The 15,782-nt window shown below is 64.7% G+C and carries 14 protein-coding genes and 1 pseudogene; 10 read left to right on the forward strand and 5 right to left on the reverse strand.

Going from position 1 to position 15,782, the window contains the following annotated elements; genetic code table 11:
• Nucleotides 1-21: 21 nt before the first annotated feature.
• Nucleotides 22-585, forward strand: a complete 564-nt coding sequence (locus ACVIN2_RS30265) for an NUDIX hydrolase (protein WP_456768388.1) — start codon at nt 22-24, stop codon at nt 583-585.
• A gap of 192 nt (nt 586-777) precedes the next feature.
• On the opposite strand, the gene ACVIN2_RS30270 is transcribed toward ACVIN2_RS30265, so the two are convergent.
• Together ACVIN2_RS30270 and ACVIN2_RS30275 are read right to left on the reverse strand one after the other, a co-directional pair.
• Nucleotides 778-2,229, reverse strand: coding sequence for a FecR domain-containing protein (locus ACVIN2_RS30270; protein ID WP_456769830.1), 1,452 nt, complete (start codon nt 2,227-2,229; stop codon nt 778-780).
• 272 nt (nt 2,230-2,501) lie between these two features.
• Nucleotides 2,502-3,278: a DUF2147 domain-containing protein gene (locus ACVIN2_RS30275; RefSeq protein WP_456768389.1), complete on the reverse strand. Its 777-nt coding sequence runs from the start codon at nt 3,276-3,278 to the stop codon at nt 2,502-2,504.
• A gap of 195 nt (nt 3,279-3,473) precedes the next feature.
• Here ACVIN2_RS30275 and ACVIN2_RS30280 point away from each other — a divergent pair, with 195 nt between their 5' ends.
• A complete protein-coding gene (locus ACVIN2_RS30280; protein WP_456768390.1) occupies nt 3,474-4,316 on the forward strand; it encodes a DUF2147 domain-containing protein in 843 nt (280 codons plus the stop codon).
• A gap of 31 nt (nt 4,317-4,347) precedes the next feature.
• On the opposite strand, the gene ACVIN2_RS30285 is transcribed toward ACVIN2_RS30280, so the two are convergent.
• Nucleotides 4,348-4,584 (reverse strand): hypothetical protein, encoded by a 237-nt coding sequence (locus ACVIN2_RS30285; protein WP_456768391.1) that lies wholly within the window; start codon nt 4,582-4,584, stop codon nt 4,348-4,350.
• Nucleotides 4,585-4,623: 39 nt separating this feature from the next.
• Here ACVIN2_RS30285 and ACVIN2_RS30290 point away from each other — a divergent pair, with 39 nt between their 5' ends.
• The 7 genes from ACVIN2_RS30290 to ACVIN2_RS30320 all read left to right on the forward strand — a co-directional run bounded on the left by ACVIN2_RS30290 (nt 4,624) and on the right by ACVIN2_RS30320 (nt 12,417).
• Nucleotides 4,624-5,814 carry an extensin-like domain-containing protein gene (locus tag ACVIN2_RS30290; protein ID WP_247358615.1) on the forward strand — a complete coding sequence of 397 codons (1,191 nt, stop codon included), beginning with the start codon at nt 4,624-4,626 and terminating at the stop codon, nt 5,812-5,814.
• A 316-nt stretch (nt 5,815-6,130) separates the two neighbouring features.
• Complete coding sequence (locus tag ACVIN2_RS30295) at nt 6,131-7,429, forward strand: M20 family metallopeptidase (protein WP_456768392.1); 1,299 nt, start codon at nt 6,131-6,133, stop codon at nt 7,427-7,429.
• A complete protein-coding gene (locus tag ACVIN2_RS30300) occupies nt 7,426-8,265 on the forward strand; it encodes an ABC transporter permease (RefSeq protein ID WP_456768393.1) in 840 nt (279 codons plus the stop codon). The genes ACVIN2_RS30295 and ACVIN2_RS30300 overlap by 4 nt, the downstream gene beginning before the upstream one ends.
• A 29-nt stretch (nt 8,266-8,294) precedes the next feature.
• Nucleotides 8,295-9,305 (forward strand): taurine ABC transporter substrate-binding protein, encoded by a 1,011-nt coding sequence (locus ACVIN2_RS30305; protein WP_456768394.1) that lies wholly within the window; start codon nt 8,295-8,297, stop codon nt 9,303-9,305.
• 62 nt (nt 9,306-9,367) lie between these two features.
• Nucleotides 9,368-10,747, forward strand: coding sequence for an amidase family protein (locus ACVIN2_RS30310; RefSeq protein WP_456768395.1), 1,380 nt, complete (start codon nt 9,368-9,370; stop codon nt 10,745-10,747).
• Nucleotides 10,748-10,794: 47 nt separating this feature from the next.
• Nucleotides 10,795-11,523, forward strand: a complete 729-nt coding sequence (locus ACVIN2_RS30315) for a Crp/Fnr family transcriptional regulator (protein WP_456768396.1) — start codon at nt 10,795-10,797, stop codon at nt 11,521-11,523.
• A gap of 366 nt (nt 11,524-11,889) precedes the next feature.
• Nucleotides 11,890-12,417 (forward strand): hypothetical protein, encoded by a 528-nt coding sequence (locus ACVIN2_RS30320; protein ID WP_456768397.1) that lies wholly within the window; start codon nt 11,890-11,892, stop codon nt 12,415-12,417.
• 706 nt (nt 12,418-13,123) lie between these two features.
• On the opposite strand, the gene ACVIN2_RS30325 is transcribed toward ACVIN2_RS30320, so the two are convergent.
• Nucleotides 13,124-13,459, reverse strand: a complete 336-nt coding sequence (locus ACVIN2_RS30325; protein ID WP_456768398.1) for a DUF6665 family protein — start codon at nt 13,457-13,459, stop codon at nt 13,124-13,126.
• A gap of 151 nt (nt 13,460-13,610) precedes the next feature.
• Nucleotides 13,611-14,246, reverse strand: coding sequence for a TetR/AcrR family transcriptional regulator (locus ACVIN2_RS30330; RefSeq protein WP_456768399.1), 636 nt, complete (start codon nt 14,244-14,246; stop codon nt 13,611-13,613).
• 195 nt (nt 14,247-14,441) lie between these two features.
• On the opposite strand from ACVIN2_RS30330, the pseudogene ACVIN2_RS30335 reads away from it, so the two are divergent.
• Nucleotides 14,442-15,762 (forward strand): annotated as a pseudogene (locus tag ACVIN2_RS30335) (efflux RND transporter periplasmic adaptor subunit).
• Nucleotides 15,763-15,782: the final 20 nt, after the last annotated feature.

The raw sequence follows: 15,782 nt of genomic DNA on the forward strand, positions 1-15,782 counted from the left end.
TCGACGACGACGGATTGGGTGATGGCACGGGCGCCGGTCATGGCGGCGGGTGGTATTGTGCTGCGGCGAGGTGCGCCGCCGCTGATTGCCGTCGTGCGCCAGCGCAAGCGCAACGAATGGGTCTTGCCCAAGGGCAAGCTCGACGACGGCGAAACGCCGAAGCAAGCCGCGCATCGCGAAGTGCTGGAAGAGACCGGCCACGACGTCGCCATCCACGAATTTCTGGGCACGCTCGTCTATCAGTCCGGCGGACGTTCCAAGGTCGTGCATTTCTGGCGGATGGAGGCCGGGGACGGTCCGGTCCGCAAGCTGATGAACGACATCAAGGCCGTCGACTGGCTGACGCTGGAAAAAGCGCTCGCGCGCCTGTCGCGCGAAGACGAGCGCGCGTTCCTGACCCAGGTTGGCCCGATCGCGCTTGCCGCGGCCGGGCTTGCATCCTCGCCTGCGCCCGAGCCGACGCTGGCAACCGACGATGTCGATGCAGCTTTGCAGACACTGAGACCAGCTGAAGCGGCCTCGGTGGGCGAGCTGCGGCACGGTCTGTTGCAGAAGATGAAAGCCTGGCTGCGCGGCGAGGCGTGAGTTTAGCAACATCGCCGTCGAGCCGCGCTGACAGTTCCCCTCTCCCCTTGTGGGAGAGGGTGGCTCGCCGCGAAGCGGCGAGACGGGTGAGGGGTTCTATCGGCGCGCGAATCTGTTGCAGTTGAGTTCGCTGAAGCGACCCCTCATCCGGCGCTTCGCGCCACCTTCTCCCACAAGGGGAGAAGGAAGAAGTCACCGCCGCTCCTTCTCCTTCGGAACTGGCGCTGGCCTTCGCGGCGCTGCGGGGCGTTGTGCTGCGGGGAGGCGCTGCTGGAAGCCGCCCGGGCGCTGCATGCCTGGCTGTTGAGCAGCGGGCGGCTGGCCCGGCTGCATGCCGCTACGCGGCAGTTGCGGCTGCGCACCGGGCTGCGGTTGCGTTCCGCTCGGCTGCGGCGGTACGACTCCGCCGGGCTGCGTCGGAATCTGTCCACCGCGTCGCGGCCGGGTTTGCGGGGTGCCGTCAGGCTGCGTGCCTTGACCGGCGCGCGGTGCGCCTGCCGGACGTCCCGCGTCTTGCTTCTGGCCGGGCTGCTGCTGCCCCTGACCCGCGCGCGGCGTACCCGGTTGCACGGCGCCGCCTTGGCCCGGCCGCTGCGGCGGCTGGGCGCCTTGACGGCCTGGCGTGCCTGGCTGTTGCGTCCCCGGACGGTTGTTCTGACCGGGTTGACCGTTCGGCCGCTGCGGCTGTTGTGGCTGTTGTCCTGGCGCCGTGTTCGGCCGCAATTGTTGCTGTTGCGGCGGCTGGAACGGTCGCGGAATTCGAGGGCTCGCGGCCGGATTGGCGCGGCGGAAGTCGCGCTGCTCGGTGACGATCTGCCGGCCGGTGGTCTGCGCCAGATGCACCTGGCTGACGAAGCCGCGATCGCGTGCGATCTGCTGTGGCGCAATCGTGATCGGCACCGCGGCAAAGCGCATGACGCCGGCAGCGGCTGCGCCCGGCCGGATCGCAAAACCGCTCGCGCCTTGCGTCAGTGCGCCGAGCCGCGTCCCGCTGGTGCGGTCGTCGACGTCGATGTGTCCGACCCGGCCGTCGGCGTCGGGATAGAGCTTGATGTTGACGTTGTTGGTCTTGTTCGCGGCCGCGCCTTCCGGCACGTCGACGACGCCCGTGGTGCCGCGGATGCCCAGCGTCGCCGTCGGCGTCGTGATCTTCATGTCGCCGGTCTTTGCCACCGCCGCCGCGACGAAGGCGACCGTGCCCTTGCCGATGTCGAAGATTCCTGCGTTGTGCTTGCCGCCGTCCTCGTAGACGTAAGTATCGATGGTGATCTTCGTGCCGGCGGAGAGATTGAAGGTGGTCGCGTCGTCAAAGGTGATGCCGAGCGAGGAGTTCGACGAAGTCTGCACGACGTCGTTGAGATAGATGTCGTCGCGCACCCGCAGCGGATAGGAATTTTTGTCGCGGATCACGGTCGCGATGCCCGTCACCGTCGCGACGTTGCCGATCGGCTCGACGGCGGCGGGCTGCGCCTCGGTCGCGGGAGCGGGTGAAGCCGATGGCGTCGGCGAGGGGGCGGGCGCCGGCTGCGCTTCTGGCTGCGCCTGCGCAAGCTCGATCGCATCGGATGCGAACGCAACGCTGGCGCCGGCCGGCGGCAACGCCAGCAGCACAAGCGCGAACAAGAAGCGGCGCCAGGCCACGATAAAAGTCACGAGGAGGTCCCGGTGAGAAACGCGAGGTGAGATCGACCGATATCATCCTGATGCAGGTGAATGGCGGATGAATGTCTATCGCACGGGGGCGGTGAAGGTTCAAACGGCACGCGATGCTGGCTTGTGGCCAAGCCTCTCCACCGTCATGGCCGGGCTTGTCCCGGCCATCCACGCCTTGAAGCGCGGGACTAAGAACGTGGATGCCCGGGACAAGCCCGGGCATGACGAAGAATGTGCATGTATTGGAGACGACGCCTGCGGGGTCAGCTCACGCGCTTCCAGGTCTGGCCGCCGCAGAACATGCCGCCGAAGGCGCAACCCTGCACACGCATTGCATTCGGGCCCTTCATCGCGATCGTCGAGTCGTAGTTGCGGCCGGAGTCGGGATCGTGGATGCGGCCGCTCCACTTCGCGCCGTCGGGCTTCATGTTGATCAGGATGCGCTCGTTGGTCTTCGCGGCGTAGCCGCAGAGATTGACGCCGCACTGTTCGACGCGGACATTGCCCTTGTTCTCTTCGGTCGCCCAAACGCCGATCGGAGTGTTGGCAACCGCGACAGGCGCAGCGGCGACGGGAGCCGGAGCGGGGGCCGGCGCAACCGCGACCGGCGCGGGCGCAGCAGCGGGAGCGGGAGCCGCAACGGGCGCGGTCTGCGTCGTGGCGTCGTAGCCGACGGACGGAGCAGCGGCAACCGTTGTTGCCGGAGCCGCGATGGTAGGCGCAGCGGGCGCGGTCGACTGCACCGGGGCCTGCTGCTGCACCGGAGCCGGCGCCGGCTGCGCGGTCGTGGCCGGAGCCGGCGTGGTGTCGACGTCATTGTCCTTGGAGCCAAGGCCCTTGAGGTTGATGTTGTTCAGCTTGATCGGCTTGTCCGACAAGCCCGGCGCCACGATGGTCACGCAATTGAGCGAGGCGCAGTTGCGCGGCGTCTCGATGCGGATGTTCTGGCCTTCGATCTGGAACGAGATCGCATTGCCGGCATGCGCGGCGGCGGTGGACGCGAGGAAGAGGGCGGTGGCGGCGATGGTGAGCTTGTTCATGACAACCTCCGAAGAATGTGTGGGTCCCGATGGGACTGAAGTCGCGGGTGGATGAAACGTGGTTCGACCCTACGCCGGGCTGGTCGGGCGTTCTGTGATAGACGTCACAACGGCTCGCGGCCGCTGGGTGACGCAGCGCACATTCAGTCGCGATTCCATCCGCGTAACCTCGTCGCCACACAGAGGGAGGCGCCGATGATGCGGCTTGTGACTTCGCTTGGCACATTGATCGCGCTGCTGGCGATTGCGCCCGCAGCCGAGGCCGGCTCCTACGCGTTCTCGATCGGCGGTCATCGATTCCAGGTCGAGTCGCCCAGGAATTGCCGATCGGCTTCCTGTGTCTCGGTTTCCTCCCATCGCAGCTTTCGGCCGGACGTCGATACGACACCGGCGCCGGTGCTTCCGCCGCCGCAGCCGCTCTATCCCGTGGCTCCGGTCAGGCCGGCGCCAGCCATTGCGGTCGCGCCTGCGCCTGTGCCGATGGCTCCTGTCCTTGCCTCGACGACGTCGCAACCTGTTATTCTGCCGCCGGCGCCAAGCTCCAATCCGCCACGGGTCGAGCTACCGCGGATGGATCCGCCGAAGACCGTCGCGCTCGATCCGCCGCGCTTGGAGGCGCCGGTCGTCGCGCCAAGGCCGGTGCTCGAGCAGGCCGTGACCAGCCCTGAGCGCGGCGACGACGAACTCGCTTATTTGCCGCTCGGCGAATGGGAAAGCGCAGGCGCCAAGGGCACGGTCCGCATCGAACGCTGCGGTCCTGCACTGTGCGGCTTCGCGCTGACGGAAGCATCGACCAGGGGCGAGAGCGTGCTCGTCAACATGAAACCGAAAACGCACGACGTCTGGACCGGCAACATCTACAGCCGCTCCAGCGGCAGCACCTATTATGCGACGATGACGCTGAAGAGCTCTGGCAAGCTTCACGTCGAAGCCTGCGCAGTCGGCCATTTCTGGTGTTCCGGAAACGACTGGACGCGAGCCGAAGAGCGGCCGCAGGAGCTGATCACGACGTCGCGGCAGGGGAGCGCGCGGTCGTAAGGGATGCGTTCGATAGCTCCGGCTGAAGCCGCTAGATCATGCCGAGCACGATCGCACCGACAAAGGCCATGGCGAGGTACGCGGTGATAACGCTCAGTCTCCCGGCGAACGTCATGAGGTCGCTCCCGCTGCTCGCGCCGCCTTGCGCGAGAGCGTCATGGTTAACAGAGAGTCTCTTTTCGAAAAAGTCAGCCTTGCTGTCGCTCGTCACCGGCAGGGCATTAGGCCCGCGTGGGCCGGCATGGTTAAAGAACACTGAAATCAACACGTTGAAGAGTCTTTAAGTAAATTCACCGAACGTGCGTCCATGACGCGCGGAGTTCGTTTGTATCTCGTCGGCTCCATCGTCCTTGTTTCGTTAGCGGGTTGCGGACGCGGCGTCTTCCAGGCCGAACGTGAACCGTGGCGGGCCGAGGCCGAAGCCGCATGCCTGAAATCGGGCGCGGTGAAAGAAGGGCCGGATCTCGTTCGCATCGACCCGATCTCCGGGCCGGGCATGTGCGGCGCGGAGTTTCCGCTCAAGGTCGCCGCCCTCGGCGAAGGCTCGAGCAGCTACGGCTTTGCCGATGAGGATTTGCGACCGCCCGGGAGCATCGGCAACCAGCCGCGCTGGCCGGTGACGCAGCCACGATCGAATTACCCGCAGAGCCAGAACTATCCGCAACGCTCAAACTATCCCGAGAGCGCGGTGCGGCAGCCTTCCGGCTATGGCGCCTCGCCTGGTCCAATGCCTCTGAATGCGCCCGGCGTGGCTCAGCAGGAGGACGAGATCGACCTGCCGCCCGAGGGTACCGATGCCGCGGGCGCGTCGCGCTACATGAATGCGCCGAGCTATCCGGCGCGGCCGGCGCCGTACTCGCAGGCGCCCGCGCAGCAACCGCCGCCGCGTCTTGGTCCCGCACGGGGCGATCCCGTCACCGCCGTCGGCCCCGTTGCGATCAAGCCGGTTGCGACGCTGGCCTGTCCCATCGTATCCGAGCTCGACCGCTGGCTCGCCGACACCGTGCAGCCCTCGGCGATGCGCTGGTTCGGCACCCGCGTCGCGGAGATCAAGCAGATCTCCGCCTATTCCTGCCGCGGCATGAACGGCAATTCGCATGCCCATATTTCCGAGCATGCCTTCGGCAATGCGCTCGACATCGCCGCCTTCGTGCTCGCCGACGGCCGCCGCGTCACCGTGAAGGATGGCTGGCGCGGCATGCCGGAAGAGCAGGGATTCCTGCGCGACGTGCAGTCGGGCGCCTGCGTGCATTTCACCACGGTGCTGGCGCCGGGCTCGAACGTCTATCATTACGATCACATCCACGTCGACCTGATGCGTCGCGCCAGCCGCCGCCTGATCTGCCAGCCCGCCGCCGTCTCCGGCGAAGAGGTCGCCGCGCGAGCGGGCGGGCGCAATCCCTATGCGAATGCGCGCGATCCCTCCGTGACCGGCTCGCTCGGTACGCGCAAGAGCATGGCGCGAAAACACGAAGAGGATGAGTACGCCGACGATTGATTGCGCATGGCCCGTAGCCTGGATTACGGGCAGCGCAATCCGGGAAGGCGTTCCCGCATTCCGCTTCGCTCCATGCGGGCTACGAGCCCACGCCGGCCGGGCTCGCGCTGAGCCTTGCCTGTTCAGCTGACACCGTGTCTTCGGCAGAGCGCATCTCGGGCGCAAAAATTTGCGCACGCGCAAATCTCGCCTAAGCCATTGAAGTCAGAAAGACAATTGTTCTGCCGCGGGCTTTTTCGGCAGTTGGCACAGTCGCTGCAATGAGGAGGCTGCCACGAAGCGGCGCTGCCGGCGCCGTGAGCCAGCGGATCCCGTCATGCAGATGCCTGTCACCCCTCCTTATTCGGATCTCGAACAGCGCGTGCTGTCGCGCATCACGGAGGAGCGCTGGCTTGAACTCGCGTCCGAGCTGATCCGCACCGGCCAGCCCCGTTCCGGCAATCCGCTGGATCCCGATTTGCCGCCCGCCGAGGAGGAGGCGATTTCGATGCTGGTCGCGGGCAAGCTCGAAGCGCTCGGCATGGCGGTCACCAAGCACAGCGCGCAGCCGCACCGGCCGAACGTGCTCGGCGTGCTCAAAGGGCGGGAGGGCGCCCCCTCGCTCATTCTCAACGATCACCTCGACACCTATCCGGCCGTCGAACCCGAAAAATGGCATATGACGGATTTCGATCCGTTCAAGGCGACGCGCCACGGCGATCTGCTCTATGCGCGCGGCACGTCCGACACGCGCGGAAACCTCGCTGCATCGTTGCTCGCGGTGCAGGCCCTGACCGAAGCGGGTGTGAAGTTCGATGGCACCTTGATGTGCTGCTACACCGTCGATGAAGAGCGGAACGGCACCGAAGGCTCCATCTACATGCTAAACAAGGTTGGCCTGACCGCCGACTACGAGATCACGGCCGAGCCGACCGCCTGGGGCGACGTCAGCAAGGACTGGGGCATGAACCTGTCGGTGGCCAATTCCGGCCACTGCCTGATCGAGCTCACCGTTCACGGGATCAAGTCGCACATCTGGCGACCGGACATCAGCGTCAACGCCATCATGGAAGCGGCAAAGCTGTTGCCGAAACTGAAGGACATGGCGTTCACACATGTCCCCAGCAAGTTCATGGGGCATACGCCGCCCTGCTGCGCTGTGGTGCGCATTCGGTCCGGCCTGCCTGGCGAGATGCAGTTCTCGCCGGATGCCTGCACCATCACGCTCGCCGTGGTCGGCATCGTGCCCGGCATGACGCTATCGAGCGTGATTGCGGATATCGAGCGCCTCGGACGGGACACTTTTGCCGGCGTGAACGACGTCAAGGTGGAGGTGCGCCAGGTGCCGGGCTCGCTGTTCGTCAACGCGACCGAACCGGTGCCGGTCGAGGAGGAGCCCTGCCGCTCCTTGCGCGCGGTTTACCGGCGTCTGATGGGCCGCGAGCCCGGGGTCAACCGCAAGAATGCCTTCAACGACACGATCCGCTTCCGCGAAGCCGGAATCAATGCGGTGACGTTCGGTCCCGGAGAAGACGGCTGGGCCGTCGACAACGAGAACATCTCGATCACCAAGTCGGTGATGGCGACGCGGATCTACGCGCTGACCATCATGCAGATCCTGGGAGTGCGGACATGAGCGTCGAGGCGACCCACATGACGATTCCAATCTCGCCGGATCGCACGCGACGCGGCAGCTTGCGGCTGCGGCCTCCGAAGGTCTCGCGATCGGTGCTGCTCTCGACGCTGACCGTGGCCGTGCTGCTGGCCGGCTGGGCCATCGTCACGGAGATGGGCTGGGCCAACGAGCTGTTCCTGCCGAAGCCGCAGGCGGTCTGGGCCGCGTTCGTCAAGACGATGACGAAGGGATATCAGGGCGCGACCCTGCTTCAGCATCTCGGCGCAAGCCTCTATCGCATCCTCACGGCCTTTACCCTAGCATGCCTGATCGGCATCCCGCTCGGCGTCCTCATGGGGGTGTCGCGCAATGCACGTGCGCTGCTCAATCCGTTGATCGAGTTCTACCGACCGCTGCCGCCGCTCGGCCTTTATACACTGCTGGTGATGTGGCTCGGCATCGGTGAGAGCTCGAAGCTGTCGCTGCTGTTTCTTGCCGGTTTGCCGGGCATCGTCATCTCGACGATCCAGGCCGTCACCAGCGTGGACCCGGTCTATGTGCGCGCCGCGCAGTCGCTCGGCGCGACCCGGCGCCATCTGCTCTTCCATATCTATTTGCCGGCGGCGGGACCGCTGATTCTCGCCGGCATGCGCATCTCGCTTGGATTCACCTACACCGTTCTCGTCGCCGCCGAAATCGTTGCGGCCTCCGCCGGCATCGGCTGGATGATCTGGGACGCTGCAAAATTCCTGCTGTCCGACATCGTGATCATGGGGCTGATCGTGCTCGGCCTCACCGGCGTCGTGCTCGATCTCATGATGCGCGGCATCGCCAAATTGTTGATGCCGTGGGCCTGAATCCAATCCTGATCCTAGGGGAGACCTCCATGATGAAGAGACTGATTGCGACGCTCGCGGTTACCACGCTGGCGCTCACGGCCGCAGTCCGCGCCGAGGACAAGCCGGCGAAGGTGACCGTCGGCTATCTGAACCTCGTCAACGCGCAACTGGTCACCAAGCATCTTGGCCTGCTCGCCAAGGAGATGCCGGGCGTCGACATCAAATACGTCAAGATCGGCGGCGGTGGCGACATGCTGCGCGCGATCGCCGGCAACGACGTCGATTTCGGCGGCCTCGGCAATCCGCCGACCGCGATCGGCGCGACGCGCGCCCTGCCGATCAAGGGCATCCTGGTGATCAACATGCTCGACTATGTCGAGTCGATGGTGGTTCGCGCCGACAAGAACATCACCTCGCTCAAGGACCTCAAGGGCAAGACGGTGGCGGCGCCGTTCGGCTCCACGACACACTACCTCTTGCTCCAGGCGCTCAAGGATGAGGGTGTCGATCCCGCCTCGATGAAGATCCTGGACCTCGCGCCATCGGATATCGCGGCGGCCTGGCTTCGCGGCGATATCGACGCGGCCTGGTTCTGGGAACCGAATCTCGGCAAGGCCGTCAAGAACGGCGGCAAGATCCTCGTCACCTCGGGCGAGATGGCCAAGCGCGGCTACCCGACCTGGGACATCGGCGTCGTCATGAACGCGTTCGCGGAGAAGTATCCGTCCTATGTCGACAAGTTCATCAAGGCCGAATGCGAAGGCATCGACTTCTGGCTGAAGAACCCGGAAAAGACCGCCGAAATCATCGCTGAAGAGCTTTCGCTGCCCATCGAGGACGCGCAGCGAATGATGAAGGGCACCGGGATGGTCCCCTGCAACAAGCAGCTCACGGAAGAGTATCTCGGCACATCCGCGAAAAAGGGCAAGTTCGTCGACACGCTGATCTCGACCGCCGATTTCCTGGTGAAGCAGGAGCGCCTGCCGAAGTTGCTGCCGCGCGCCGACTTCGAAGCCTTCATCCAGCCCGCCTATCTGGAGAAGGTGATCGGCCGCTAGGATCGGTGCCGGCGGGCCTGTCTCGCCGGCACATTTCCAATTCCCGCAAGCACGTGACCGACATGAATCTCGCACCTGGCCGCCTCCGCGCCGCCTATCGCAGCGGTGAGCTCAAGCCGTCCGATGTCGCCGCGCATGTTTTGTCGCGCCTTGACGACGCCGACCAGAGCGGCGTCTGGATCTCGACGGCAAATCCCGAAGGCGTCATGGCCAAGGCCCGCGCGCTCGATGCCCGCGTTGGCGAGATCGGCGAGCTGCCGCTCTACGGCCTCGTGTTCTCCGTCAAGGATTGTATCGACGTGGCCGGCGAGCAGACCACCTCGGCCTGCCCGGAATTCGCCTACACTGCGAAAGACACCAGCCCGGTTGTCGCCGACGCCATCGCCGCCGGCGCGATCTATCTCGGCAAGACCAATATGGATCAGTTCGCGACCGGCCTCGTCGGCGTGCGCTCGCCCTATGGCATCGCCCGCAACCCGCACAATCCGGACTACATCCCCGGCGGCTCGAGCTCGGGCGCCGCGGTATCGGTCGCGACAGGCACCTCGTCCTTTGCGTTCGGCACCGATACCGGCGGATCGGGCAGGGTGCCGGCGTCCTATTGTGGCGTGACCGGCTTCAAGCCGGCGCCCGGCGCCTTCAGTCAGCGCGGCATGGTCTACGCGTGCCGTAGTTTCGATACCATCTCGCTCTACACGCGCGATCCCCGCGATGGCCACGACGTCTACCGCGTGTTGGCGCGGCGCGATGCCGAGGACTGCTTTTCACCGGTGGATTTCGCCGGATGGACGGAGCAGGCATCTCCACCGCGCCCCCTCAACATCGCAACTCCGCGTCCGGATCAGCTCAGGTTCTTCGGCAATGCGGAGACGGAGGCGCTGTTCGGCGATGGGCTGCGCAAGCTGCGGCAGCTCGATCTGTCGGTCGCATCGGTCGATTTCGCGCCGTTCATTTCGGTCAACGATTTGATGTTTTTCGGACCGTTCCTCGCCGAGCGGGACGTCTCGGTCGGCGCATTCCTCGACGCCAACCCGGAGGCGGGCGTGAAGATCGTGCGCGACCTCGTCATCGGCAGCCGGAAGTTCACGGCGGCCGACGCCTATCGTGCGCTCTACAAGGTGAACGAGGTCCAGCGATCGCTGCGCGATTTCTGGCAAGATCACGATGCGCTGGTCGTGCCCACGGTCGGCACCGTGCTGAGCATCGACGACGTCGCGCGCGATCCGCTGACGGCCAACTTCAACAACGGCTATTATACCAATTATGCCAACCCGCTCGGCCTCGCCGCCATCGCCGTTCCGAACGCCGTCACCGCAGCCGGCGTGCCTTATGGCGTCACGTTCCTGGCGCCGGCCGGCCGGGAGCGCCTGCTCACTGATCTGGCTTGCGCTTTCGTGGAGGTTTCAGCCGAGCCCGAACTTCTGCGCCGCGTTGCAATCTGAGCGGAGACCTCCTAGCCTTCGAGCCGTCACTCGAAGGGAGACCGATCGTGGGGCGCAGCGATGCGCATGAGGTGGCCGATCCAGCTGAGCCGCGCGCCGAACTGCCACGGCCCGGGACCGGACGTTATGTGCTGAAGGCGTTGGACAAGCCCGATCTGGAACTGGTGATGCGAACCGGCAGGCTCGCGACCTACCAGAACCGCGAATATCTGCTGCGGGAGGGCGAGCCCGCAAACGGCGTCCACATCATCCTGAACGGGATTGTCGAAAGCACCCATGCCGGCACGCAGGGGCGCGAATTGATGCTATCGACCTGGGAGGCAGGCGACTTCGTCGGCGCGCCCTATATCCTCGGCGATCACCGCCACAGCTGGTCGGCCCGCGCGCTGGGGCGCGTCGAAGCACTGCATCTCGACCAGGATGCGGTCCGCCGGTTGATCGCGCAGTCGCCGTCGTTCGCAATCGCGCTGATCGAGTGCCTCGGCTTCAAGGGCGAGACCTATTCGATGCTGGCGCAGACGCTGGCGGGACAGAAGGCGGCCGAACGGTTGGTGCTGCTGCTGGTCAAGCTGTGCGAGAACGCGGCCCAGGACGAGAACGGCCCGATCTCGCTCGGCCGCATCACGCAGGCCAATCTCGCGCGCATGATCGGCGCGACGCGGCAGTCGATCAGCCTGATCCTCAGCCGCCTCCAGGATGACGGCATCATCTGGACCGGCCCGACCAAGATGGTCGTCAACGATCTCGCTGCGCTCCGCAAGCAGGTGACCGACTAGGTCGTGTACAAATAAGGTCAGCTTACCGACGCAAAACGGAAGTCTCCCCCGCCTCGAGCATGTGCGGTCTTTTCACCAGCGGTGGCTGCGAGCGCGTGGCGCGTCGAGCAGGTATTTGGCGGAACGCCTCACTCCATCGCTCCTTCCGACACTTGTTCGGGCACTTCTTGACCTTGATTGCATCGATGGCAAGACCTTCAACAACGTTTGAGGCTGCTTCAGAGACTTGCGCACCTCGATCGAGTTGCGGACACTGTTCTTCGCGCGCCACTCGATATACACGATAGCGTTGCCGATGTTGCGAAAGGGCTTGCGGCGGCCCTGCTCATCTTGCTGCCCGCCATGTACCTCGAGAGGATGTAGTGAATGGTTTGGCGCACCGTCTGGCGCATCGAGAACTCAATGTCCTCCGAGATGGTGATGGTGCCGTTCTCGTATTCATCCAGGTGGTCGTCTGTCGCAGCACAAAACTCTTTCATGCTTGAAGTGTACCGCGCATTTGTGCAGTCTGCGCGCGTGCGTGGGGATAAGGGGAACGGCATGCCGAGCGAAGCAGATCAAGAGTTAGAAAATAGAATGACGGGCGTGTTTGTCACGTTCATTATCTTGGTCGTGGTATTCGTCCTGATTGGTGTAGGTGGCTATTTCATCGGAGGGGAGCTCTTCGCAGACACCCCAAAGAGCAAGTTCTTGCTGGAAAAGGCGGCCGTCATCTTCGGCCTTCCCATTGCTGCCTTGGTCGCCTACCTGGTCGTCGCTATGTTGAAGCAGGCTGATGGTAATCCCATAAAATTCACTGTAGGGCAGGCCAGCTTCGAAGGAGTATCCGGGCAGGTCGTGTTGTGGTTCCTGTGCTTTTTAGGGATTGCCGGAGCCATCAAGCTGCTGTGGTGACTAGTACCCATGCTGCTGATCTCCCGTCGAACAGCACGCCGATTGATTGACGATATCGACTGCTCATAGGTGCCACCTACCGTGTCTTTGAGTAGCTCGAAGTACATCCGCATAAGGAAGGTGCCTCCGGTGTCAGGTGAGCGGCCGATTGCTTCACGCACTTCATCCTTGCCTGCGATCTTCAGCTTGCCATCCTTGTCCATGTCTTTCTGGTTGATCTGCGAGAACTCCTCAGGGTGGGGCATCCTACGCCGGAGGGCTGTTCGGGTGGCACGGGTGTTGAGTTGCCCATAAAGCCTTTCACTCCGTGTAGCTGATCACCAGCCGCCGCCAATGCCGTCCTTGTCGATGAGGATAACCCCTTGGTCGCCTGGCGATGCGCGACGTGATCCGAGAGATGAACACGGTGGAGAATGGTGGAACCACAAGCGACTGAGAGACAGTGTCGAGTGCCTTGCCGATGAGCTGCGGTACTCATTGGAAGAGGCATGGGGCAACAAGGTCAAGCCGCAGGGGTTTGGTGACGACCTGAGATTCTTGAAGCCGACTTGGACCGAATTGCCGTCGGGATGCTGTCGACCGAACGAGATCCGGTGCACGCCTAGCGAGGATTGAGAGACTTCGGCTTGGCCGAGGAAAACCGCACATCAGGCGGTCCGCCGCTCAATGAGTGCACGCCTTCGCGCCCGCGCCGTAGAAATCATTTTCAGGCCGACTTTGAAGGTGCCGGCACCAGCCCCATGCACAGCTGCACCTCGGCCGGGACATTGTAGGTCCGCATGATGTGGCGGCTGTCGCGCAGGCCGGATGCCTCACGCTGCACCACGAACATCCAGAGTGCGTGGCCGGCTTCCATCACCAGTTTCCGCCTGGCGGGTTGCATCGAGGCTGACACCTCGGGGAGGGCATGGGCGGCGTCGAACTCGCGCAAGCGCGCCAGCGCCTGTTCGAGCGTGCGGCCCATCCGTCCGAGCGCGGAGGCCTGTTCCTGGACAATCTCGTAATGGAGGATATCGACGGGCGGGCGGAGATCACGGGACATGAGCCCGAATATAATGCTGAGACTTCTACAGGCGCAACTCAGCCGTCGTTGCGAGGAGCGAAGCGACGAAGCAATCCAGAGTGTTTCCGCGGAGAGATTCTGGATTGCTTCGCTGCGCTCGCAATGACGGCAGAGAGGTTATTCTGCGCGGTTACTTCGCCCGATACGCCGCCAGGAACATCCGCGTCGCGCTGTCGACGACCTCGCTCATGCGCTCTTCCGACGGTGCGGGCGCGGCCTGGAAGACGAAGGGCAGGAACAGCGAGGCCTTGCACAGTTCCATGAACTGCGACGCCGCCAGATCGCAATCGTCGATCGCGAGATCGCCGGAGGCGACATGGGTGTTGAGATAGTCGGAGAGGCGGTTGATGGACTTGTCCAGCACCCGCGCATAGTAGCGGCGGCCGAGATCGGGCATGCGCTCGGCGATCGCCATCACGGTGCGGATGGCCGATCCGCCGCCGGGCCGGCACAGCAAACGGTTATAGGCCCGGCCGAAATCCTTCAGCGTGGTTTCAACATCGCGTGCCGGATCGAAATTGAACGCGACCTGCCCGTGCTGGAGCGCCTCCTGCTCGAGGATGGCTTCGAACAGCGCGCATTTGTCGGCGAAGTAGACGTAAAGCGTGCCTTTGGAGACCTGCGCCGCGCGGGCGATCTCGCCCATGCTGGCGCCGTCAAACCCGAGATCCATGAACACCTTGCGGGCCCCGTCCAGGATCTGGCGGCGTTTGGAGCTGTCCTCCTCCTGGATGACGTGCAGATGTTCGCGGTCGGCTACAACCATTGGTTCAGGGTCTCGGAAGGTTTTTGCATCGGTCGAGGGTCATGAAACCGAAATAAAGGATTCGGGCCAGTAGGGTCTGCCCGGGAATATTATCTATATTGACCGAACCGTTCGGTCAATGATATTTGGGATCGGCGAGAGGGACCCGGCCGCACGGCGGCCGTCCCTCATCGCGCTTTTTTTGGGGAGGCCTTCATGGCCGTAGTGAGAGACCAGGCTGCGCGCGTCCTTCGCCCGGACGCCGTGGAGACGCCGACGCCCGCGGGTGGTGACGCTGCCACCGAGACGTCTGTGGCTCTCGCCGAGCAGTTGCGCTCTCATGTGGCCGAGGAAACCAAGCGCCGCCCCAACGAGGCGCCGGAGCAGCCCGTGACCGACAAGCCGGCCGCAGCCCCAGACGCGCCCGCCGCCGCCGGCGCGCCGAAGTCCGGCAAGCGCAAATTCGTGATGATGGGAGTAGGGCTGGTGCTGGCGCTCGCGGCCGCGAGCTATGCCGGCTATTACACCCTGGTCGGCCGCTTCTACGTCGCGACCGACGACGCCTATGTCCGCGCCAACAACACCATGCTGGGCGCGCGCGTTGCCGGCCACGTCTCCTCGATCCTCGCCGGCGACAACACGACAGTGCGCGCCGGCGACATCGTCTTCCGCATCGACGACGGCGACTACAAGATCGCGGTCGACGCCGCCGCGACCAGGATCGCGACCCAGCAGGCCACCATCGATCGCATCGGCCGCCAGGTCGCGGCGCTCGACAGCCAGGTCGCACAGGCCAAGGCGCAGCTCGTCTCCGCCGAAGCCGGCCTCAAGCGCGCCGACCTCGATTATGAGCGCCAGCAGGCGCTGAGCAACAAGGGTTTTGCCTCCCGCGCCACCTTCGAGAGCTCCGAGGCCGGACGCGACCAGGGTGCCCGCCGCGGTCAAGGCTGCGCAGGCCGCCTACGACGTCGCGCTCAGCAATGTCGACGTCGCCAAGGCGCAGCAGGCCGAAGCGCAGGCGCAGCTCGCCGAGCTCAAGACCACGCTGGCCAAGGCCGAGCGCGATCTCGCCTTCACCGCGGTGCGCGCGCCGGTCGACGGCACGTTCTCGAACCGCCTCGTCAGTGCCGGCGACTTCGTCGCGGTGGGCCAGCGGCTCGGCAACGTCGTGCCGCTCGACAACGTCTATATCGACGCCAATTTCAAGGAGACTCAGCTCAAGCGCATCCGCCCCGGTCAGCCGGTGACGATCAAGGTCGACGCCTACGGCATGCGCAAGTTCTCCGGTGTCGTCGACAGCATCGCGGCGGGCTCGGGCTCGGTGTTCACGCTGCTGCCGCCCGACAACGCCACCGGCAACTTCACCAAGATCGTGCAGCGCGTGCCGGTCCGCATCCGCGTGCCGAAGTCGGTCGCGAAGCAAAACCTGCTCCGTGCCGGCATGTCGGTCACTGCGACGGTCGACACCAACAAGGGCGCGGCCGACGCCGACAGCGAGGTCGATCTCGACGACGCCACCATGATCCATCCGCAGTAGCGCGCCTGCGCCGCGAGGTT

The organism is Bradyrhizobium sp. USDA 3650 (genome assembly GCF_054057395.1).

Coding starts and splice junctions, on each gene's coding strand:
- ACVIN2_RS30290 (WP_247358615.1), top strand. CDS start 4,624: ATGACGCGCGGAGTTCGTTTGTATCTCGTCGGCTCCATCGTCCTTGTT.
- ACVIN2_RS30300 (WP_456768393.1), top strand. CDS start 7,426: ATGAGCGTCGAGGCGACCCACATGACGATTCCAATCTCGCCGGATCGC.
- ACVIN2_RS30275 (WP_456768389.1), bottom strand. CDS start 3,278: ATGAACAAGCTCACCATCGCCGCCACCGCCCTCTTCCTCGCGTCCACC.
- ACVIN2_RS30330 (WP_456768399.1), bottom strand. CDS start 14,246: ATGGTTGTAGCCGACCGCGAACATCTGCACGTCATCCAGGAGGAGGAC.
- ACVIN2_RS30280 (WP_456768390.1), top strand. CDS start 3,474: ATGATGCGGCTTGTGACTTCGCTTGGCACATTGATCGCGCTGCTGGCG.
- ACVIN2_RS30265 (WP_456768388.1), top strand. CDS start 22: ATGGCACGGGCGCCGGTCATGGCGGCGGGTGGTATTGTGCTGCGGCGA.
- ACVIN2_RS30325 (WP_456768398.1), bottom strand. CDS start 13,459: ATGTCCCGTGATCTCCGCCCGCCCGTCGATATCCTCCATTACGAGATT.
- ACVIN2_RS30295 (WP_456768392.1), top strand. CDS start 6,131: ATGCAGATGCCTGTCACCCCTCCTTATTCGGATCTCGAACAGCGCGTG.
- ACVIN2_RS30305 (WP_456768394.1), top strand. CDS start 8,295: ATGATGAAGAGACTGATTGCGACGCTCGCGGTTACCACGCTGGCGCTC.
- ACVIN2_RS30310 (WP_456768395.1), top strand. CDS start 9,368: ATGAATCTCGCACCTGGCCGCCTCCGCGCCGCCTATCGCAGCGGTGAG.
- ACVIN2_RS30320 (WP_456768397.1), top strand. CDS start 11,890: ATGGTTTGGCGCACCGTCTGGCGCATCGAGAACTCAATGTCCTCCGAG.